This is a genomic window from Enhydrobacter sp. (assembly GCF_030246845.1).
In the GTDB taxonomy this organism is placed as follows: Bacteria; Pseudomonadota; Alphaproteobacteria; order Reyranellales; family Reyranellaceae; genus Reyranella.
In genome coordinates, this window is the sequence record NZ_CP126889.1 from 4,745,114 (window position 1) to 4,765,193 (window position 20,080).

The window sequence follows — 20,080 nt, forward strand, 5'->3', positions numbered from 1 at the left end:
ATGGCGCTATGGCGTTGACATGGGGTGTGGAGCGCCGGCTCGAGTTCATCGAGTTCCGGCTGCTCTGGGAGGGCGGGGTCAACCGCTCCGACATCATCGAGATGTTCGACGTGTCCGTACCCCAGGCGTCGAAGGATCTGACGCTCTATCAGGAGCGCGCGCCCGACAACGCCATCTACGACAAAAGCGCGAAACGCTACGTCGCGAGCGCGCAGTTCTCGCCGATCTTCCTGAAGCCCGATCCCGACGGCTATCTGTCTCGCCTGCGCTCGCTGGCGGAGGGACTGACCGAGCCCAGCGAATCCTGGATCGCGCATCCGCCCCAGACGGACATCGCCTTGACGCCGCGTCGCGAGGTCGACTCAGGCGTCTTGCAGGCGATCCTCGGCGCGGTTCGCGAGGGCCGCTCCCTTGAGATTTACTATCAGTCGATGAGCCGGGAACGGGCCGACCCAATGTGGCGCCGGATGACGCCGCACGCCTTCGGCTATGATGGTTTTCGCTGGCATGTTCGCGCTTACTGTCACATCGACAAGAAATTCAAAGACTTCCTGCTGCCGCGAATACTCCGGGTCAGAGGAGTTGGTGAGCCGGGCGCTTCGGCCGACCAGGACCGGCAATGGAATGACACATTTGGTGTGGAGATCGGGCCTCATCCGGACCTGACACCCAGCCAGAAGGCCGTTGTCGCGAAAGACTACGGAATGAAAAATGGTCGCGCGATACTGACCGTGCGCTATGCCATGTTGTTCTATGTATTGAAGCGTCTGGGGTTATTGGGAGACGCGGCTAAGCAGAGCGCTCGAACGCAGCATATCGTCGCGCTCAACCGTGAAGCGACAGAGGCCGCGTTGCAGGTCGCTGAGCTTCAGCTTTGAGCAGCGGTGAAGGGGGCAAGGGGGGCAGTTGATGGCGCGACTGGAGGACATCAAGAACGGCGCATCCGTGCGCGGGATCGCCTCGGCGCAGTCGGCGCAGGTCTTGTCCGTGGATTGGATCGGCGACCAGGCGATCAATGTCGTCTACCGCGATCATAACGGCGCGGTCGCCGAGGCGGTTCTCTACCGGGATGACGAGCATCGGCTCGAGGTGGAGCAGAGCGGCCGGCCGTGGTCGTTCGATGCCGATGGCGCGCTGCTGCGTCTGGTGACGGAAGCCAATCGCATCAAGCTCGCGCACTACTTCGACCCGTATCTCGCGATCCATACGAGCCTGGTCGATCCGCTGCCGCATCAGATTTCGGCGGTCTATGGCGAGATGCTCCCGCGGCAGCCGCTGCGCTTTCTTCTCGCGGACGATCCCGGCGCCGGTAAGACGATCATGGCCGGTCTGTTGATGAAGGAGTTGATTGCGCGGAGCGATCTGGAGCGTTGTCTCGTCGTCGCGCCGGGCAGTCTGGTCGAACAGTGGCAGGATGAACTCGGCCAGAAGTTCAACCTGGAATTCGACATCCTCACACGCGACATGATCGAGACGTCACGGTCGGGCAATCCGTTCAGCGACCGTGATCGGCTGATCGTCCGCCTCGACGTGCTGGCGCGCAACGAAGATCTGCAAGACAAGCTGATGAGTGCGCGCGAATGGGACCTCATCATTTGCGATGAGGCGCATCGCATGTCGGCGACCTATTTCGGCGGCGAGGTCAAATATACGCGGCGCTACCAGGTCGGCCAGAAGCTCGGTCAGGTCTGCCGGCATCTCCTGCTCATGTCGGCGACGCCGCATAACGGCAAGGAAGAGGACTTCCAGCTTTTCATGGCGCTTCTCGACGGCGACCGGTTCGAGGGGCGTTTCCGCGACGGCGTCCATTACGCCGACACGGAAGACATGATGCGGCGGCTTACCAAGGAGGAACTGCTGCGCTTTGACGGGCGGCCGCTCTTTCCCGAGCGGCGCGCATATACCGTCAAGTATCAGCTCTCCGAGCAGGAGGCGGCGCTCTACACGGCCGTCACCGAATATGTGCGCACCGAGATGAATCGCGTGCAGCGTTTCGCAGAAGGCGACAACAAGAAGCGCAACAATGTCGGCTTCGCCCTGCAAATCCTCCAGCGGCGCCTCGCATCGTCGCCTGCCGCCATCTACCAGTCGCTGAAGCGCCGCCGCGAGAGGCTGGAGAACGAACTGGGCGAGGCGCGCCTTGCCGCGAAAGGACGCCGGGCCGGGATCAGCGAGCCAGCAGTCAACCCGGACATGCTGCGCAATATCGAGGAGTATGGGCAGGAGGAGATCGACGAGCTTGAGGATCTGATCTCGACGGGCGCGACGACGGCTGAGACCGTCGAGCAGCTCGCTATGGAGGTCGAGACGCTGACGGGCCTCGAGTCGATGGCCTTGGGTGTGCTGCGCTCCGGCGTCGACACTAAATGGAGCCAGCTCAATCGCATCCTCGACGACGACCTGATGGTCGATCCCGCCGGCAACCGTCGCAAGCTGATCATCTTCACGGAGCCCAAGGACACGCTTCACTACTTGCTCGACAAGGTTCGCGCGCGTCTCGGCAACCCCGACGCGGTAGATGTGATCCACGGCGGCGTTTCGCGCGAGGAGCGGCGCAAGGTGATCGAGCGGTTCATGCAGGACAAAGACCTGCTCGTGCTGATCGCCAACGACGCCGCTGGTGAAGGCGTCAACCTTCAGCGCGGACACTTGATGGTCAATTACGATCTGCCGTGGAATCCCAACAAGATCGAGCAACGCTTCGGCCGTATCCATCGGATCGGGCAGACCGAGGTTTGCCATCTATGGAATCTCGTGGCGGCCGACACGCGCGAGGGCGAGGTATATGCCCGCCTTCTTGAGAAGCTGGAAGCGGCGCGCGAGGCGCTGGGTGGCCGTGTCTACGATGTGCTCGGAGAGCTGTTCGAAGGCACGGCGCTAAAGGATCTCCTGTTCCAGGCCATTCAGTATGGCGAGCAAGAGGAGGTCAAGGCACGCCTGTTCCGCCAGGTCGACGGCGCGGTCGATCAGGCGCATCTGCTGGAGCTGCTCCGCCGCCGGGCTCTGACCAACGACACCATGCCCGAGGCCAAGGTCGAGGAACTGCGGCTGGAGATGGAGCGTGCCGAAGCGCTGCGCCTCCAGCCGCATCATATCCAGAGCTTCTTCGTCGAGGCGTTCCAGCATCTCGGCGGCCGCCTCAAGCGCCGCGAGGAGGGTCGCTGGGAGATTACCCATGTGCCGGTGCGCATTCGCGAGCGTGACCGTCAAATCGGAACCGGCGCGCCGATCCAGAAACAGTATGAGCGGATCTGCTTCGAGAAGGATCTGATCAACCAGCAGCCCGTCGCCGCGTTCGTCTGCCCGGGCCATCCGCTGCTGGAGGCGGTGATCAGCCTGATCCGGGAGCAATACGAGCAGATCATGCGTCAAGGCGCGATCCTGGTGGATGACACGGATTCCGGAGATGCGCTTTCGGCGATTTTCCTGCTGGAGCACACTGTCCAGGACGGCCGCGTGACCAGCGCGGGCAAGCCGCATGTGATTTCGCAGCGGCTTCAGTTCGCTTCGATCGACAAAGCAGGTCGCACCGTCAATGCCGGGATCGCGCCGCATCTCAATCTTCGGCCCGCGACGGCGGATGAGATCGAGGCCGTGCGCGACCTTCTCGACGAGAGCTGGTTGACGACCGAGTTGGAGAAGGCGGCCATCCGGTTTGCCACGGTCGAACTGGCCCAGGGCCATGTCACCGAAGTCAAGGCGCGACGGCTGCCCGAAATCGAGAAGGTCGAGCAGGAGGTTCGCGCCCGGCTCAAGAAGGAAATCAACTACTGGGACTCGCGGGCGTTCGAGTTGAAGGAGGAGGAGAAGGCCGGCAAGCGCACGCGGCTCAACTGGCAGAACGCTCAGCGTCGAGCGGAAGAGCTGGCGGAGCGTCAGAAGCGTCGGATGGATCAGCTCGAGCGGGAGCGGTTCATCTCCTCGCAGCCGCCGCGGGTGCGCGGCGGCATGGTGGTGATCCCGCGGGGACTGCTGGCGGCGCGGCAAGCCGCCAACGCGACCGTACCGGCACAATTCGCCGAGGATCCAGCGGCAAGGCGGGAAATCGAACTGGCCGCGATGGCGGCGGTCATGGCAGCGGAACGCGCGCTAGGGCATGAGCCGGTCGATGTCTCAGCCCAGAAGATCGGCTACGACATCGCCTCCCACAATACGAAGTCGGGGCATCTGCGCTTCATCGAGGTGAAGGGCCGCATCGACGGCGCGGACTCCGTGATGATTACGCGGCAGGAAGTCATCACCTCTCTGCACGAACCGGAAAAATTCATCCTGGCGATCGTGTCTGTCGCCAGCGGTTTCGCGCAGGAGCCGCGCTATGTGCGCGGTGCGCTGGTCGAACGCGAGCCGTCCTTCCTCGAAACTGCGATCCAGTTCGACCTGCCGCGCCTGCTTGAGCGGGCGGAGGCGCCCTCATGAGCGCAAAGCATCAGCTTGCGCCCGTCGCCGCCGACCCCCCGGATTATTTCCACGGGGTCAGGGAGCGCGCGTCAAAGCGCTGGGATCAGCTTGAGGCGGACCCCGAGCTTGCCGGGCCTTGGCACCAACTGTTCAAGCAGGTGCAAAGCCCTCGTCATATCCTCTCCGAGCTGCTGCAGAACGCCGACGACGCCGGCGCCAGCGAAGCGCGCGTGTCGATCGAAGATGATCGCTTCGTGTTCGAGCACAACGGCGAGGACTTCATCGAAGCGCATTTCGCGTCGATCTGCCGGTTCGGCTACTCGCATCTCCACGATTGGGTGAAGCGCAAGACCGCAGATTTTCGACAGCTCTCGGCCGACACGGTGCGCAACCCGCCATTCTCGTCGCTTCAGGCGCTGTCTGATCTCGTCGAGGAGCGCTTCAATCAGCCGCCACTGTGCCCGGGGCTCGAAGATCGGCGCGCCTGGCTCACGGCCTTTGGAACGCAGCTCGCGCGGATCGAACTGGCCGATCCCGTCGAGACCGAGCGCGTGCGCGCGGTCGCAACTGCGATCGCGGCGACAAGCTGGGTCGCGGCGCCGAAGCTGGAAGTCATCCCTTACCTCGACGGCGTTCCCGCCGGCACGGCGCGGCTTACGGATATCCTGTGGCTCGACCGCAAGCTCTTCGTCAGCCCGCTTTCAAAGGCCAAGCTCGCGAAGCGGGTGCCCGAGGAGATCGGCAAGAGCCTGAGCGCGGATATTCGTGCGGCGCTGGCCTATGCATTTGAGCGACCGCCCGAGGACATCAAGGACTATCTCGAAGAGAACTTCACGCTCGGCCCTGAGCGACAGGCGGTTGCGCCGGTTGTCGAGACGCAGCCCGTCGCCACGGGGGTCGATGGTGATGCAGCCGACGCGCCCTCCGAGGACACCCGCGATGACGCTGCGCCCGTTGGCGATGCGGCCGCGGGGGATGAAGCAGACCTCGCTGAGGATGATGATGAACCCGCGGTCTCGTCGGAGCAGGACGAGCGGCAGGAAGAGCTCGAAGGCGGTTTGCCAGAACCGGAGGTGGTCAGCCGGCCGCGCCCTCCAGTGAAGCCGCCACGGCCGAGCGTGATGGCGCGCTTCGCGGTTGCCCAGGGCTACAAAGCCGACGGCGAGGATCGTTTCTTCCATGCGGACGGAAGCTGGATCGGACGTGCCAATGGAGCGAGGTTCCCGTGGGAGCGACGCTCGGCCGGCGGTGAGGTTCTGCGCCACTACTATCCGAAGGACCACTGCCTGGAGCGCGAGCCGCTCCAGATCGAAGCCGATATCTGGGGGCTGCTCGACCAGAAGCCAGATGTCTACTCGTTCATTCTCGTCAACACCGAGGGTGAGCCCGTCGAGATGACGGGAGCCCGCCTGCGCGCGCTGCGCGAAGGCGGCGAGATCACCATTCACCCCGCAACATATAGGCTGGTTTATGACCTCGACGAATAACATCAAAAAGAAGCTCATCGAGGTCGCGATCCCCCTCGAAGCGATTAACAAGGCCTCTGCCCGTGAAAAGTCGATCCGGCATGGGCATCCGTCTACGCTGCATCTGTGGTGGGCGCGGCGCCCATTGGCGGCATGCCGCGCCGTGCTGTTTGCTCAGCTCGTGGACGATCCGTCGAGTCATCCGGAGCGGTTTCCGACTGACGAGGCGATTGAGGCTGAACGTCAGCGTCTCTTCGAGATCATTGAGGATTTGGTGGAGTGGGAAAGCTCCACAAACGAGGAGATTCTTGGGCGCGCGCGCGCCGAGATTCGCAAGAATTTTCCGGACGGCTTGCCACCGATCTACGACCCATTCTCCGGCGGAGGTTCGATACCGCTCGAAGCCCTTCGCCTCGGCCTTTCCCCGAAGGGGTCAGATCTCAATCCGGTGGCAGTGATGATCGGCAAGGCGATGGTCGAGCTACCGTCGTCATTTCATGATCGAAAGCCCATCCATCCAGGAAAACCCGAGCGTCTGCACTATCGAGGCGCCGAGGGTCTTGCGGAAGACATTCTCTGGTACGCGAAAGAGCTGAGCGACAAGGCCTGGAAGAAGATCGGTCATCTTTATCCGTCTGTCAGACTTCCGAAGAGGGATGGTGGAAGGGACGCCACTGTCCTTGCATGGCTGTGGGCTAGGACTGTGGCTAGTCCGAACCCAGCGTTACGCGGTGTCCACGTTCCCCTCATTTCGAACTACTGGCTATGCAACAAGCCCAAGAAATCAGTGTGGGTTAAGCCGGTTGTCAACGGCACCGATATTTCCTTCGAGGTGCATAGTGGGAAGCCCGACGACGAAGATGCGGTAGCAGCAGGCACTAAGGCGGGGCGAGGCGCGAATTTCAGGTGCCTCCTAACCGGCGACGCCATTACCGGCGACTATGTGAAGGCGGAAGGCATGGCGGGCAGGATGGGTTGGCGCCTTCTTGCCATTGTCGTGGAAGGCCGAGGCGGGCGTGGATACGTTGCCCCAACGAAAGAGCACGAGGCTCTGGCCTTCAGTGAGAAGCCTGATTGGCGACCGGAATACCCGCTGTCGCAACACCCTCAGTATATGAGTGTGACGAACTACGGGCCCACGAATATCTCCGATCTTTTTATGGATCGGCAGACCATTGCGCTGAATACATTTATGGATCTGGTCCCGGATGTTGTCCGCGATATCCAAGATCCCGCCTACAGAAAAGCGATACTTTCGTATTTGGTATTGTGTGTGAGCCGTTTGGCCAACAGGCAATCCACGAGCACGTTCTGGCATACATCCCGTGAAAACGTGGAGCAGGTGTTTGCGATGCAAGCCCTGCCCATGCGGTGGGATACGGCTGAAGGGAACCCGTTCTCGTCCTCCTCGGGCAATTTCATGGGGCAAGTCGAGTATTTGGCCAAAGCCGTCGCTGCGCTCCCATGCTCGGCGCAAGCGGGGGTCGTTCAGCAGTTGGACGCTCAGAACGTGAACTTCTCGGGCTTCGTCGTATCGACCGATCCACCTTATTACGACAACGTCCCTTACTCCGCCCGTCCACACGACAGACTGCGATTACTCGATCGTGCGAGATGACGCGTCCGCTGCGCCCGAGACGAGCCTCGCATCGCGCCCGACGGCCGAACGCGACCTGCTCAAGTAGCGCCTTTGCTCTGCGACCTTCAGGTGCGTGAAGTTCAGGCGCATTAAAGTCGGCGAGGCGGACTTCAATCCAAGTGCCGGGATCTGCCGCCTGCCCAACGCAGAGGCTGTCACCGTCCCCTACGTAGCGTACCAAGCCCTCGAATTTCTGCCCTGCGACTGAAGGAAGTCGCCCTTCGCATGGGTCGGCCAGCGCTGGCGTGGCCCACGAGAAGATCATGAGCGCGAGGGTAGCGGCCAGCAGGTGATGAACTGGGCGGGGCGAGTTGATGAAAAACTCTGGGCCGGTCGGGATCAGCGGCAGCATCAGGTTCTTGCTCGTTGAAGGTTCCACCGCCGATATTCCCCCATCTATCCCAGACCAACCTTGTAGCGTGCAAGAAGTCCAGCCAATCGGTCGCGGTCTATTGTCATCGGGTGAGGGGTGCCCGCCGGCGCAAGGCGATCGCCGACGTGCTCAAAGAGCGCGACGCAGATCTCGCCATTGTCGTGGTTGGAGCGGTAGGCAATGCCGTCCGGCACCGTAGGATGGTCGTGGATGGCTCGCGACCACTGTTGCGCGACGGCATGAGGCCCACTCGTGACGGTACCAGTCGCGCCGATCTGCGCTAAGCCGGGGCCGTGAAGGGAAACCAAGCGGAGGGTCGCGGTGACCTCCACTTCGGAGAAGGATCGCGCCTCGAGGAAACTCATGGCGACAAAGCGTGCGCCAACGCTGCGCAGGCAGGTTTCCGCGAAGGCACCTTCGAGCGTCGTCGCGAGGTAGCAGACCCCATAGGTCTTTGTCGGATCGTCGAAGCGATTGCCGCCAGTCGAGCCGAAAAAGAGCGGACCGAGGTCGCTGCGATGGATGCGCACAAGGCGAGCGCCGCTGGCAATCTCTTCAAGAGGAAGCTCGCGGCTGGCGAAGTCGGGCGGCGGAAGTGGGCCAGGACTAGGCGGCGCCATGTTCGCCGTAAGCCGCCGCTGCCGTCACCACATCGTCGATCTTGCCCTTGCGAAGCAGATCGATCGGCCGCTTGCCGCCAAGTCGCTGGTCGCCCGTGAGCATGAAGTTGACGCGCATCCAAGGGTCATCGACCGTGAAGGCGTCGAGCACCTCCCGGACGCCGGGAAGCAGGCCGTTCTTGCCGATCTGGAAGGCCGGGTAGACATAGCCGTCCCCGACGTCGAGCCAGAAGACCTGGTTACGCTCCCGCTTGCGGCCGAGGCCCTGCGGCGTGATGCCCAGGTGCTCAGCGAGCTGCTGCGCGGAGAGCGCGCCGCCTTCTGCCTTCAGCATGTCGCGCTTCATCTCCGATCCGCGCAGGAATGCCTCGGTCAGAGGATCGGGCTTGTCGGGCTCGATTTCTGCTCCAATCGCGGCGGCCTCACGCAGGGACCTGAATAGCACGTCCGTGTCGGTCGATGCTCCAACGGCCTCCAGCAAGCGGTCGCGCGGCATCCGTTCTGCAATTCGCGCGAGGGCGCGGCCGGTCCGAAGGACGAAGGCCTCGACGAGATCCTCGCTTGGTGCGGGCTCCGAACGGCGGCTGCGCGTAGATGCCGTGGAAGTGGCGTTACCTCCGAAGTGGCTGGCGCGACTGCGGCGGCGAGTTCCGGCTGAAGCTGTGGGCGCCATGGCGATGTCCCTTGGAATGGTTCATTTGTCGTGATATATATATGCCATGAAAGTCGAAACATCAATTGCGATTGTCATGCAGGGACAGAATCCCGCCAATTGTACGATTTTGCACTCCTCCATGCTTCGAGGCGCTGCGCCAAGAGCACCGAGAAGCGCCGGGCACCGCCGATCTTGCGCCGGCAGAACATCGCGCAACCCATTGATGTCAGTGCGCTTTTCTCGATTTTGTGCAATCTTGGGCGCATGGATGTCAAGGCTGCAGCACCCACCTCGGCGGAAGTCATCGACTTCTTCGACTACGTGTCCTCGGAGCCCCGCACAAGCCGTCAGAGGGGTGACGTTGAACGCCGAACCGCGGTCTCTCGACTGGGCATGCGGATCACGGACGATTGGCCGGCATGCGTGCCGGTCACGGAGGCTGAACTGGATCTGTTCGAGGCCCATTTCGGCCAGCTCATCGATGAGCTGCTGCGCTCGACAGACTGACTTGTTGAATGGAGGTCCTGCATGAACGCCAAAGCGACCCCCGCCTTGGCGTCGCCAGGGCGTGCCGCCCTCTATCTCCGCGTCTCGACCGGGCGCCAAGCCGAACATGATCTCTCCATCCCCGATCAGCGGCGTCAGTTACGCGCTTATTGCGAGGGGAAGGGGATTGCCGTAGTCGCCGAGTTCGTCGAACCCGGAGCGTCCGCGACGGACGACCGTCGTCCCGAGTTTCAGAGGATGATGGACGCCGCAGCGGAGAAGCCCGCGCCGTTCGACTGCATTATCGTCCACTCGTTCTCCCGGTTCTTCCGCGATCAGTTCCAGCTTGAGTTCTACGTGCGTCGGCTGGCGAAGAGTGGGATCCGCCTGATTTCCATCACGCAGGACCTCGGCGATGATCCCATGAGCGTGATGATGCGTCAGATCATGGCGCTATTCGATGAATATCAGTCGAAGGAAAATGCCAAGCATACGCTTCGCGCGATGCGTGAGAACGCGCGCCAGGGATACTGGAACGGTTCGCGCCCGCCGTTTGGGTACAGGATTGTGGTCGCCGAGCAGCGAGGCACGCGCGCGAAGAAGAAGATCGAGCCAGACCCCATGCAGACCGAAACTGTTCGTCTCATGTTCCGCCTTGCTCGGATCGGCAATGAAGACGGTCCCATGGGGTCACGTCAGATCGCCGATTATCTCAACGCGCATGGCATTCGGACCCAGACGGGCGGCCGGTGGGGCGTTGGTGCAGTCCACCAGGTTCTTACGCGCGAGACATATATCGGCCGGCATCGCTTCAACGTCTCGGGCAAGCGCAAGGGTGAGCGGAAATCCGAGGATGAGATCGTCGAGATGGCGGTTGAGCCGATCATTGGCGAGGAGGAATTCGCCGAGGTGCAGGCGGTCATGCGTTCGCGAAGCCCACAACTCCGAGCGCCCCGGTTCGTGTCCGCTGGTACACTGCTTGGCGGAGTGTGCTTCTGTGCCGACTGCGGCGGAGCGATGACGCTTCGCACCTCCGGCAAGGGTGAGCAATACCGCTACTACACCTGCTGCACTGCTGCCCGACAGGGGAAGAGCGGATGCCGAGGACGCACCATTCCGATGAATGAGCTAGTGGATGGAATCTAACACTTGGTGCCCTCGTTTGACGGCGGCGATGATTTTGTTGGGGTCCTTTGTCCAGATGAAGGGCCTTGGGTCTGCATTGTGGAGGCGAAGGAAGCAGTGGATGGCGTCTTTGAGTTCGCGAAGAGATCGGAAGACGCCGCGCTTGAGGCGTTTGTTCGCGAGCTTTGCAAAGAAGCCCTCGACGGCATTGAGCCAGGACGCCGACGTTGGGGTGAAGTGGAAGGCGAACCGCGGATGCTTGTCGAGCCATTGCATCACTTTGGGATGGCTGTGGGTGGCATAGTTATCGATGATGACGTGGATCGTCTTTCTCCTGGGTGTCCTTGCATCGATGGCGTTGAGGAAGCGGATGAACTCTTGATGACGATGGCGCTTCATGCACTGGCCGATAACCTTGCCCTCCAGGACGTCGAGGGCGGCGAACAGAGTGGTGACGCCATGGCGCTTGTAGTCGTGGGTCATGGTGCCGGCGCGCCCCTTCTTCATCGGCAGTCCCGGCTGGGTGCGGTCCAGCGCCTGGATTTGGCTCTTTTCATCGACCGAGAGCACGATGGCGTGGTCGGGCGGATTGACGTACAGCCCGACGATGTCCCTGAGCTTGGCGGCAAACTGCGGATCATTGGACAGCTTGAATTGGCGGACCAGATGCGGCCTCAGGCCATGGGCGCGCCAGATCCGTTGCACCGAGCTGACGCTGATCCCGGCCGCCTCGGCCATCGCCGGGCCGGTCCAATGGCTCGCCCCCGACGGCGGCCCTGCCAGCGTCATGGCGACAACGTGCTCGGCCACCTCGGGATGGAGCGGCGGGATGCGCGACGGGCGTGTCTTGTCGCGCCACAGCCCCGCTGCACCTTCCGCCCCGAACCGTTCCTGCCAGCGCCAGATCACCGTCTTGGCCTTGCCGGTGGCACGCATGATCTCGGCAGTGCCATGCCCGTCGGCGGTCAAAAGAACGATCCTTGCCCGCCAGACGTGCTTTTGCGGGCTGTTGCGGTTGGCCACCACCGCCTCCAGCTCGCCACGGTCCGTGGCATTCAACTGAAAGTTCGTTCGCTCGTGCATTCCTCTGACTCGCATACGCGAGCCCGATCGGGAATCCCCTCGCGAATCGAAATGTTAGATTTGGTCCACTAGACGAGATGATCGTGTCGCATCTCGAAGAGCGACTGCTGGCACCCGATCGACTGGAGGAGCTGCTCTCAGGTCTGCTCAAGCGCCGGGAAGAGCATACGGAGCGTCTGCGAGGGCGGATCGCCGAATTGAGGAAGCAGGCGGCGGACGCCGAAGCCAAGCTCACACGGCTGTACGAGGTAATCGAGAACGGGCTCGCTGACCTAGACGACCCCAACTTGAAGGGACGAATTGTGGAGCTGAAGCGGATCCGGGATGCCGCCCGGGCCGACGCGGATCGGGCGGAAGGCCGTGCCGACGACAGAGGCAACCGGCTGACCCCTGAGTTCTTGCGTCGATTCGGGATCGAAGCGCGCAAGAAGATCAGGGCGCGCGACGGAGGCTTCCGGCGAAGCCACGTCCAGGCGCTGGTCCAGCGCGTCGAGGTGGGAACAGACGAGATTAGGATTAAGGGTTCGAAGCCAAGGCTCCTCCAGACGCTCGTGGCGTCCGGAGGAGGCTATGGAGTGGAAACGGCGACGCACGGCGTTCGCAGTTTCGTTCCGAAATGGCTCCGGAGGCAGGGTTCGAACCTGCGACCCGGCGATTAACAGTCGCCTGCTCTACCGCTGAGCTACTCCGGAAAACTTGTCGCGGCCGGCGGTATGCGGCCCGCGAAGGCGCGGACTTTTGGCAGAGTGTCTCCCCGCAGGCAAGGGGGGAGGTTGTCCGCACGCTGCGTGGAGGCCTGGGCCGGAATCGAACCGGCATAGACGGATTTGCAGTCCGCTACATAGCCACTCTGCCACCAGGCCCGCCGCAGGAACGGCGCTGCTATAGGCATGGGCCGTGACGGCGGTCAAGCGGGCCGCGACATGCCACCCTTTGACGCTCTCACCGCTGCGCGCCTATAAACAATACAACATTTGGGGTTACAGCCGATGACGGATTTCGCGCTCGCGCGGCGCAACATGATCGATGGTCAGCTCCGGCCCAACCGCGTGACAAATTCCGTTTTGCTCACCGCCATGGCCGACCTGCCGCGCGAGCGGTTCCTGCCGGACGGCCTGAAGTCGGTTGCCTACGCGGACGACGATGTTCCGCTGGGGGGCGGGCGGTTCCTCATGGAACCCATGGTGCTTGCCCGACTGGTCCAGACCCTTCAGCCGGCCGCGGACGACAAGGCGCTCGTGGTCGCGTCCGGGCGCGGCTATGGCGCGGCGTTGCTGTCCCGGCTGGTCAAGAACGTCGTGGCCCTCGAGAGCGACCGCGCCATGGCGGATTCCGCCGAGCAGACCCTGAAGGCATTGAACATCGACAATGTCAGGCAGGTAATCGGCCCGATGGAGGCGGGCGTGCCGGACTCCGCGCCCTATGATGTCGTCCTGATCGAAGGCGCCGTGCAGGAAGTCCCGCCGTCGATCCTCGACCAGCTTGCCGAGGGCGGCCGCCTGGCCACTGTGGTTTCCAAGCCTTCCAGCCCGCTGGGCGTGGCCCAGCTCATGGTGAGGGAGGGCGGGGTGGCTTCCGGGCGACCGCTGTTCGATGCAGGTACGCGCGCCTTGCCGGGGTTCGTGCGCCCGCCACGCTTCAGCTTCTGAAGGCCGCGGCACGAGTGGCGGAAGGACGATCAATGGACTGGCCGCGGGCGGTAGCTGCCGGAAGAATTGGGGGTTATTTCAATGGGTAACCGGCCGACTCTAAAGCGCGTCGGCGGCATGGCCGCATGCGCGCTCGTGATGGCGCTGGCCACCGCTTCCGGCGCCTCGGCTCAGAGCCTGATCGAATCCCTGTCCAGCGCCTACAACAGCAACCCGGACCTGCTGGCAGCGCGTGCGGTCCTGCGGCAGACCGACGAAACACTGGCCCAAGCCGTCGCCAACTGGCGCCCGAAAGTCACCCTCTCGGTTGAGTACAACAAGATCCAGGCGGATGCGATTCCGATCAGGATAACCAACTCCGCCTACCTGCTGAACGGACGCACCGCGCTCCTGCAGGCGACGCAGCCGCTGTTCCGCGGCGGCAAGACGGTCGCCGACACCAAGGCCGCCCAAGCCAACATCCAGGCCCAGCGCGCAGCGCTGGCCAATACGGAACAGACCGTCTTGCTGAACTCGGTGCAGGCCTATGCGGACCTCCTGCAGGATGTCGGCATCGTCGACGCGCGGCGCAACAATGTGCGCGTCTTGGTGGAGCAGCTCGATGCCACCCGGGAACGTTTCAGGGTCGGCGAGCTCACCATCACCGACGTGTCACAAGCCGAAGCCCGGCTCGAGCAGGCAAAGGCCGATCTCGTGCAGGCCCAGGCCCAGGTCCGTATCGACGAGGCGGCGTTCCAGCATCAGATCGGCATGAAGCCCGGCAAGCTCGCCGACCTGCCTCTGATCGGCGCCCTGCCGGCCACGGAGGAGGAGTGCGTGGCGCTGGCCATGGACAACAGCCCGGCCGCGGTCAGTGCGCAGTACCGGATCAAGGCGGCCAGTTACGGCGTCAACAGTGCCGTGGCCAATCTGTTGCCACAGGTGAACCTCGTCGGCTTTGTGCAGCAGCAGTACGATGTCCAGGTCCCCGGCGACCAATACTATCAGTACGGCGTGCGCCTGCAGGCGACGGTGCCGATCTACCAGAACGGCAGCGAATGGTCGGCGATAAGGCAGGCCAAGCAGCTTGTCGGCCAGCGGCGCAACGAGCTCGACAGCGCCCGCCGGCAGGCGGCCGAAACCGTCATCCGGGCCTGGCGCAACCTCGATTCGGCGCGCTCGCGCGTGCTCTCCTTCGAGGCCCAGGTCAGGGCCAACGAGGTGGCGCTGAACGGCGTCCGTCAGGAGGCTCTGGTGGGCTCCCGGACCACCTTGGACGTCCTGAACGCCGAGCAGGAATTGTTGAACTCCCAGGTCAACCTTCTGCAGGCGCGGCACGACACGCAGGTGAGCTACTACGGTGTTCTTTCTGGGATCGGCCGCCTGACGGCCCGTTCCCTCGGATTGCCTGTCGAATATTATGACGAGGAGAAGTACTATAAGGAGGTAGGCTCTCGTTGGATCGGCGACGGGAGCAGTGATTCCGGGAAGTAATTGTAATGAGCGATGGCCGCAGCTCGAACAACGATCCGTCGATGGATGACATTCTGGCGTCCATCCGAAAGATCATTTCCGACGACGAAGCCCGGGCCCAGGTGGGCGATCCGCCGCTCCGTCGCGATTCCCCCGGGGCCCCGCCGGCATCGCCGACAGCCTCGAAGGATCCAGGGAAGGGCGACGACGTCCTGCTCCTGACCGACCTGATCGAAGAGCCGGCCACGCCCGAATCACAGCCAACCTCTATTCCTCTTCCCCGCATCGACCCTGTGAGTGCCCCAACCATGTCCCAGCACAACAACGATACCTCCGAGCCGCTGATCGGTTCCTCCGTCGCCGGCGCCACGACCTCGGCTTTCGAGCGGCTGAACCAGGCGGTTCAGGACAGCGTCCCGCCGCCCCGCGCCTCCGATTCGGGCCCCTCGATCGGGCACGGCGGCAAGACCATCGAGGATATGGTCAAGGAGATGCTGCGTCCGATGCTGAAGGACTGGCTCGACCGCAACCTGCCGCCGATCGTCGAGCGGTATGTCGAGCGCGAGATCGTCCGACTGACCCGCCGCTGACCCCGGGGCACCCCCATCGATAGAACGCCACGGGGCCCTCCGTGGCGTTTTTCGTTATAAGGCAAGCGATGCTCGACAAGACCTACGATCCCAAGGAGATCGAAGCCCGCCGCTATCCCGAGTGGGAGCAGTCCGGCGCCTTCAGGGCGCACCCCGAGTCGGCCAAGCCGCCGTACTGCATCGTCATCCCGCCGCCCAATGTCACCGGCAGCCTGCATATGGGCCACGCCCTGGACAATACGCTGCAGGACATCCTGATCCGTTGGCGCCGCATGAAGGGCGACGACGTGCTGTGGCAGCCCGGCACCGACCATGCGGGCATCGCCACCCAGATGGTCGTCGTGCGCAATCTGGAGCAGGAGGGGATCGGCCTCGCGGTCGAGGGCGCCGACAGGGGCGACGGCAACAAGAAGCTGCTGAGCCGCGAGGAGTTCCTCGCCAAGGTCTGGGAATGGAAGGCCTATTCCGGCGGCACCATCACCAGCCAGCTTCGTCGCCTGGGTGCCTCGTGCGACTGGAGCCGCGAGCGCTTCACCATGGACGAGGGACTTTCGCGCGCCGTGCTGAAAGTGTTCGTCGACCTCTACAATCAGGGCCTGATCTACAAGGACAATCGCCTGGTCAACTGGGACCCCAAGATGCTGACCGCGATCTCCGACCTCGAGGTCGAGTCGCGCGAGGTGAAGGGGCACCTCTGGTATCTGAAATATCCCATCGAAGGCAGCGAGGAGCACATCGTCGTCGCCACCACCCGCCCGGAGACGATGCTGGGCGACACCGGCGTGGCGGTGCATCCCGACGATCCCAAGTGGAAGCACCTGATCGGCGAGCATGCGATCCTGCCGCTGGTGGGTCGCCGCATCCCCGTCGTCGCCGACGCGTATTCCGATCCGGAGAAGGGATCGGGCGCGGTGAAGATCACGCCGGCGCACGATTTCAACGATTTCGAGGTCGGCCGGCGGCACAGGCTCGAGGCAATCTCGATCTTCGACAAGTTTGCCCGCGTGAACGAGAACGCGCCGGAAAAGTATCGTGGTCTCGATCGCTTCGAGGCGCGCAAGCGCATCGTCGCCGATCTCGAGGCGCTGAGCCTCGTCGAGAAGATCGAGCCGCACACGCATGCCGTGCCCTACGGCGACCGCGGCGGCGTGCCGGTCGAGCCGTTCCTGACCGAGCAGTGGTACGCCGACGCCAAAAAGCTCGCCGAGGCGCCGATCGCCGCTGCGCGCGACGGGCGCGTTACCTTCGTGCCCGAGCGCGGCCGCGACGACTTCTTCCGCTGGATGGAGAACATCGAGCCCTGGTGCATCTCGCGTCAGCTCTGGTGGGGCCATCAGATTCCGGCCTGGTACGGCCCGGACCGGAAGATTTTCGTCGCCCTGTCCGAGGGCGAGGCGCGCGCCGAGGCGCGCAGGCACTATGGCAAGGACGTGCCGCTGGAGCGCGACCCGGACGTGCTCGACACCTGGTTCAGCTCGGCACTCTGGCCGTTCTCGACCCTTGGCTGGCCCGACGAGACCGAGGCGCTCGGGAAATACTATCCGACATCGGTGCTGGTGACCGGCTGGGACATCCTGTTCTTCTGGGTCGCCCGCATGATGATGATGGGCATGCATTTCATGACCGATGTGCCGTTCCGGACCGTCTACCTGCACGGGCTGGTGACGGACGAGCGCGGTCAGAAGATGTCGAAGTCCAAGGGCAACGTGATCGATCCCCTGGAGCTGATCGACAAGTATGGCGCCGATGCGCTGCGCTTCACCATGGCCTCGCTGGCGGCGGCGTCCGCCGGCCGGCTGCGGCTCACGCCGGCCCGCGTCGAGGGTTCGCGCAACTTCGCCACCAAGCTCTGGAACGCCACGCGCTTCGCCGAGATGAACGGGGTCGCGCTGCCGCAGGACTTCGATTCGGCATCGGTCCGGCACACTGTCAACAAATGGATGCTGGGCGAGCTCGGACGGGCCAATCTCGCGGTCGACAAGGCGCTGGCCGACTTCCGCCTGAACGAGGCCGCCGGAACGCTCTACGAGTTCATCTGGGGCGTCGTCTGCGATTGGTACGTCGAGCTCACCAAGCCGATCCTGCAAGGTGCCGATGGGCCGGACAAGGAGGAGACCCGCGCCGTCACCGCGCTGGTGCTGCGAGAGACCCTGAAGCTCCTGCATCCCGTGATGCCCTTCATCACCGAGGAGCTGTGGGACAAGCTCGGCCATCGCCCCCGGCACGGCATGCTGATCGGCCAGGCGTGGCCCGAGCCGACTGCGGCGGATCCGGTGGCGGACGCCGAGATCGGATGGCTGGTGAAGGTGATCTCCGACATCCGGTCGGCGCGTGCCGAGCTGAACGTGCCGGCGGGCGCCAAGCTCAGGCTGCTGGTCATCGGTGCCAACGAAACGACCCGCCGCCGCCTCGACACACACCGCGCCGCCATCGAGCGGCTGGCGCGCATCGAAAGCATCGATGCGATGGCGACCGCTGTCCCGAAGGCTGCGCTTCAGGTCGTGGTCGACGAGGCCACCTACGCCTTGCCGGTCGGCGAGGTGATCGACCTCAAGGCCGAGGGGGCTCGTCTCCAGAAGGAGATCAGGAAGCTTGCCGACGAGGTCGGCAAGATCGACGCCAAGCTCGGCAACGCCGCCTTCGTCGCGCGGGCGCCGGAGGAGGTGGTCGAAGAGCAGCGCGAACGCCGTGCCCAGGCCGAGCAGACGCGGACCCGCCTCAGCCGGGCGCTGCAGCGCCTGGGCGCCTGACGTCGGTCATTTCAAGGGCTTCGTCCACCAGTTCGAGGCGATCGTCAGGTCCGAGCGGCGCAGCATCTCCGCCTTGGCGAGATCCCGGTCGGGGCAGATCACCACGATCTGGACCGCACCATGCTCGTGGACCAACGTGGACACATGGGACAGCAGAGCCTCGCCGACCGTCAGCCAGTGGCGTGGCTCGAGCACGCAGAAGTCGTCGATCAAATAGGTATCGCCGCCCGGGTCGTAGACAGGCGGCGAGGGAAATTTCCGCGCGACCAGGAAGCCGAGCATCTGGCTGCCCTCGACGGCGACCAGAAAGAATGTGCCGGGCTCGGCCAGCAGCTTGCCGAAGAATTCTCGCGTTGCGGCCGCCGACTTCGCGGCCTTGCGCCAGAACAGCGGCTGATGCTTCTGGCGTTGCCGGCGATCGAGCTCGACCAGGCCCGTGGCGGCTTCGATATCGGAAGCAATGGCCCGGCGGATGTCCAACGGACGGCCGCCCGGCGGCTATGACGCCTTGCGCAGGTCGGGTACGTAGGGTCGCGAGGTGAAGTGCTCCTGGTTGTCGCCGCCGGCGAACTTCAGGCCGGCCCGCCGGATCGCACCGTCATCGACCTTGTCGAGCGGCACGAAATAGCGGTCATCGGTCCTGACGATGGTGTCGTTGTCGACGCGATTGTAGCAGATCAGCAGGGTCCAGCGGCGCCGGGCCGAGCGGTTGGCGTCGGAGCGATGGATGGCGTTGCAATGGAAGATCAGCGCATCGCCGGGCTCGAGCTCGCAATATTCGATCGGGCAGCGCTCGAGGATGTAGGGCATGCGCTTGGGATCAACCTCGTTCTGCGTCGGCGACAGCGGCGTGTGATCGATGCGGCCGAGCCTATGCGAGCCGCTTGCGATCTGCAGGCAGCCGTTCTCGCGGGTGGTCTTGTCGAGGGCGATCATCACCGACAGGAGATCGGGCCGCAGGCAGCCGTTGTAGTACCAATAGCCGTAGTCCTGATGCCACTCCCAGGCGCCGCCGACCTCCGGCTCCTTGGCCGTGAGCTTCGACTGGAAGTGATAGACCGGGCCGCCCAGCAGCGCGGCGGCGGTGTCGACCATGCGCTCGCAGCGCGCCGCCAGCCCGTAGACCGAATCGCCCGCGCGGTTCCAGAGCGCGATGCGGGTCGAACGGCCTTCCCCGTCGCGACGATCGAGGATCGAGCCGCGCACCGCGGGATCCTTCTCCATCGCCTCGGTGAGCAGCTTCACCTCGTCGGCCGCGAACAAGCCGCGCGCGTAGGTGAAGCCTTTCTCCTGGAACTCGGCCGCCTGCGCGGCGCTCAGCATATTGGGCATAATTCCTCCGCGAGGCCGAGCTTGGGCTCACGATCGCGCGCCGTAAAGCCCGGATCGATGGGAGGAGGAGATGAATCGTGGCAGGGGGGCCGAATGGCCGCCCTCGGCCCCCTGCCTCGGGGTCAGCCCTGGATGACCCGTGCTCCCGGCCGCGTATGGGGCGGCGGGATCACACACCCGCGGGCGTTCAACCGATCACCCATACTGTCGTACTTGAAGCCATACTCGTCGGTGATCGCGACCTGGCGGCCGCAGGACGCTGCCATGCTGCCCGTCCGGTACTTCATGTGATGAACCGGAGCAGAGGGCGCAGTCGCCACCGACTGCGCGCAGGCGATGCCGGCAAAGCCCGACATGCCAACCAGCGCCGCAGTGAAAAGAGCCAAGCGCTTCATATTCCTAATCCTCCTGAAATCCGCTCCCCGTCCGCCTGCCCAACGCGGGCCTGAGGATGCGGTTGCA

General features: G+C 63.8%; 16 protein-coding genes and 2 tRNA genes. 10 read left to right on the plus strand and 8 right to left on the minus strand.

Annotation, left to right across the window (positions count from 1 at the left end; all coding sequences use genetic code 11):
- The first annotated feature begins 8 nt into the window (after positions 1-8).
- The 4 genes from OJF58_RS23685 to OJF58_RS23700 are packed head-to-tail and all read left to right on the plus strand — an operon-like array spanning position 9 to position 7,482.
- The gene (locus OJF58_RS23685) at positions 9-878 is read left to right on the plus strand and encodes a WYL domain-containing protein (protein ID WP_300780330.1); all 870 of its coding nucleotides are present in this window, start codon (positions 9-11) and stop codon (positions 876-878) included.
- A 31-nt stretch (positions 879-909) separates the two neighbouring features.
- Positions 910-4,416 (plus strand): DUF3883 domain-containing protein, encoded by a 3,507-nt coding sequence (locus OJF58_RS23690; protein WP_300780331.1) that lies wholly within the window; start codon positions 910-912, stop codon positions 4,414-4,416.
- Positions 4,413-5,885: a hypothetical protein gene (locus tag OJF58_RS23695; RefSeq protein WP_300780332.1), complete on the plus strand. Its 1,473-nt coding sequence runs from the start codon at positions 4,413-4,415 to the stop codon at positions 5,883-5,885. The genes OJF58_RS23690 and OJF58_RS23695 overlap by 4 nt, the downstream gene beginning before the upstream one ends.
- A complete protein-coding gene (locus tag OJF58_RS23700) occupies positions 5,869-7,482 on the plus strand; it encodes a DUF1156 domain-containing protein (RefSeq protein ID WP_300780333.1) in 1,614 nt (537 codons plus the stop codon). Before OJF58_RS23695 ends, OJF58_RS23700 begins: the two co-directional genes overlap by 17 nt.
- Positions 7,483-7,899: 417 nt before the next feature.
- Here the strand turns inward: OJF58_RS23700 and OJF58_RS23705 are convergent, their stop codons facing one another.
- Together OJF58_RS23705 and OJF58_RS23710 are read right to left on the minus strand one after the other, a co-directional pair.
- Positions 7,900-8,496 (minus strand): RES family NAD+ phosphorylase, encoded by a 597-nt coding sequence (locus OJF58_RS23705; protein ID WP_300780334.1) that lies wholly within the window; start codon positions 8,494-8,496, stop codon positions 7,900-7,902.
- Positions 8,483-8,941 carry a hypothetical protein gene (locus OJF58_RS23710; protein ID WP_300780335.1) on the minus strand — a complete coding sequence of 153 codons (459 nt, stop codon included), beginning with the start codon at positions 8,939-8,941 and terminating at the stop codon, positions 8,483-8,485. Before OJF58_RS23710 ends, OJF58_RS23705 begins: the two co-directional genes overlap by 14 nt.
- 327 nt (positions 8,942-9,268) lie before the next feature.
- Here OJF58_RS23710 and OJF58_RS23715 point away from each other — a divergent pair, with 327 nt between their 5' ends.
- Positions 9,269-9,658, plus strand: a complete 390-nt coding sequence (locus tag OJF58_RS23715) for a hypothetical protein (RefSeq protein ID WP_300780336.1) — start codon at positions 9,269-9,271, stop codon at positions 9,656-9,658.
- Positions 9,659-9,679: 21 nt separating this feature from the next.
- Positions 9,680-10,783: a recombinase family protein gene (locus OJF58_RS23720; protein WP_300780337.1), complete on the plus strand. Its 1,104-nt coding sequence runs from the start codon at positions 9,680-9,682 to the stop codon at positions 10,781-10,783.
- Here the strand turns inward: OJF58_RS23720 and OJF58_RS23725 are convergent.
- From OJF58_RS23725 to OJF58_RS23735, 3 genes are all read right to left on the minus strand, one after another.
- Entirely contained in the window at positions 10,766-11,845 is a 1,080-nt protein-coding gene (locus OJF58_RS23725) for an IS630 family transposase (protein ID WP_300779365.1), read from the minus strand. The two genes, OJF58_RS23720 and OJF58_RS23725, sit on opposite strands and share 18 nt — an antisense overlap.
- Before the next feature lie 617 nt (positions 11,846-12,462).
- Positions 12,463-12,537 (minus strand) — tRNA-Asn (locus OJF58_RS23730).
- 97 nt (positions 12,538-12,634) lie between these two features.
- A tRNA-Cys gene (locus OJF58_RS23735) sits at positions 12,635-12,708 on the minus strand.
- Between the two features lie 126 nt (positions 12,709-12,834).
- On the opposite strand from OJF58_RS23735, the gene OJF58_RS23740 reads away from it, so the two are divergent.
- The 4 genes from OJF58_RS23740 (at position 12,835) to OJF58_RS23755 (ending at position 18,286) form a co-directional block, all read left to right on the plus strand.
- Positions 12,835-13,494: a protein-L-isoaspartate O-methyltransferase gene (locus OJF58_RS23740; protein ID WP_300780339.1), complete on the plus strand. Its 660-nt coding sequence runs from the start codon at positions 12,835-12,837 to the stop codon at positions 13,492-13,494.
- Between the two features lie 138 nt (positions 13,495-13,632).
- Positions 13,633-14,967 carry a TolC family outer membrane protein gene (locus OJF58_RS23745; protein WP_300780340.1) on the plus strand — a complete coding sequence of 445 codons (1,335 nt, stop codon included), beginning with the start codon at positions 13,633-13,635 and terminating at the stop codon, positions 14,965-14,967.
- A 5-nt stretch (positions 14,968-14,972) separates the two neighbouring features.
- Positions 14,973-15,536 carry a DUF2497 domain-containing protein gene (locus OJF58_RS23750; RefSeq protein WP_300780341.1) on the plus strand — a complete coding sequence of 188 codons (564 nt, stop codon included), beginning with the start codon at positions 14,973-14,975 and terminating at the stop codon, positions 15,534-15,536.
- Between the two features lie 68 nt (positions 15,537-15,604).
- A complete protein-coding gene (locus OJF58_RS23755; RefSeq protein WP_300780343.1) occupies positions 15,605-18,286 on the plus strand; it encodes a valine--tRNA ligase in 2,682 nt (893 codons plus the stop codon).
- Positions 18,287-18,292: 6 nt separating this feature from the next.
- Here OJF58_RS23755 and OJF58_RS23760 read toward each other — a convergent pair whose 3' ends face one another.
- From OJF58_RS23760 to OJF58_RS23770, 3 genes are all read right to left on the minus strand, one after another.
- Positions 18,293-18,766: an N-acetyltransferase gene (locus OJF58_RS23760; RefSeq protein WP_300780344.1), complete on the minus strand. Its 474-nt coding sequence runs from the start codon at positions 18,764-18,766 to the stop codon at positions 18,293-18,295.
- A gap of 18 nt (positions 18,767-18,784) precedes the next feature.
- Complete coding sequence (locus OJF58_RS23765) at positions 18,785-19,618, minus strand: phytanoyl-CoA dioxygenase family protein (RefSeq protein WP_300780346.1); 834 nt, start codon at positions 19,616-19,618, stop codon at positions 18,785-18,787.
- A gap of 122 nt (positions 19,619-19,740) precedes the next feature.
- Complete coding sequence (locus OJF58_RS23770; RefSeq protein WP_300780347.1) at positions 19,741-20,013, minus strand: hypothetical protein; 273 nt, start codon at positions 20,011-20,013, stop codon at positions 19,741-19,743.
- Positions 20,014-20,080: the final 67 nt, after the last annotated feature.

Coding starts and splice junctions, on each gene's coding strand:
- OJF58_RS23685 (WP_300780330.1), top strand. CDS start 9: ATGGCGTTGACATGGGGTGTGGAGCGCCGGCTCGAGTTCATCGAGTTC.
- OJF58_RS23690 (WP_300780331.1), top strand. CDS start 910: ATGGCGCGACTGGAGGACATCAAGAACGGCGCATCCGTGCGCGGGATC.
- OJF58_RS23695 (WP_300780332.1), top strand. CDS start 4,413: ATGAGCGCAAAGCATCAGCTTGCGCCCGTCGCCGCCGACCCCCCGGAT.
- OJF58_RS23700 (WP_300780333.1), top strand. CDS start 5,869: ATGACCTCGACGAATAACATCAAAAAGAAGCTCATCGAGGTCGCGATC.
- OJF58_RS23705 (WP_300780334.1), bottom strand. CDS start 8,496: ATGGCGCCGCCTAGTCCTGGCCCACTTCCGCCGCCCGACTTCGCCAGC.
- OJF58_RS23720 (WP_300780337.1), top strand. CDS start 9,680: ATGAACGCCAAAGCGACCCCCGCCTTGGCGTCGCCAGGGCGTGCCGCC.
- OJF58_RS23725 (WP_300779365.1), bottom strand. CDS start 11,845: ATGCACGAGCGAACGAACTTTCAGTTGAATGCCACGGACCGTGGCGAG.
- OJF58_RS23740 (WP_300780339.1), top strand. CDS start 12,835: ATGACGGATTTCGCGCTCGCGCGGCGCAACATGATCGATGGTCAGCTC.
- OJF58_RS23745 (WP_300780340.1), top strand. CDS start 13,633: ATGGCGCTGGCCACCGCTTCCGGCGCCTCGGCTCAGAGCCTGATCGAA.
- OJF58_RS23750 (WP_300780341.1), top strand. CDS start 14,973: ATGAGCGATGGCCGCAGCTCGAACAACGATCCGTCGATGGATGACATT.
- OJF58_RS23755 (WP_300780343.1), top strand. CDS start 15,605: ATGCTCGACAAGACCTACGATCCCAAGGAGATCGAAGCCCGCCGCTAT.
- OJF58_RS23765 (WP_300780346.1), bottom strand. CDS start 19,618: ATGCCCAATATGCTGAGCGCCGCGCAGGCGGCCGAGTTCCAGGAGAAA.
- OJF58_RS23770 (WP_300780347.1), bottom strand. CDS start 20,013: ATGAAGCGCTTGGCTCTTTTCACTGCGGCGCTGGTTGGCATGTCGGGC.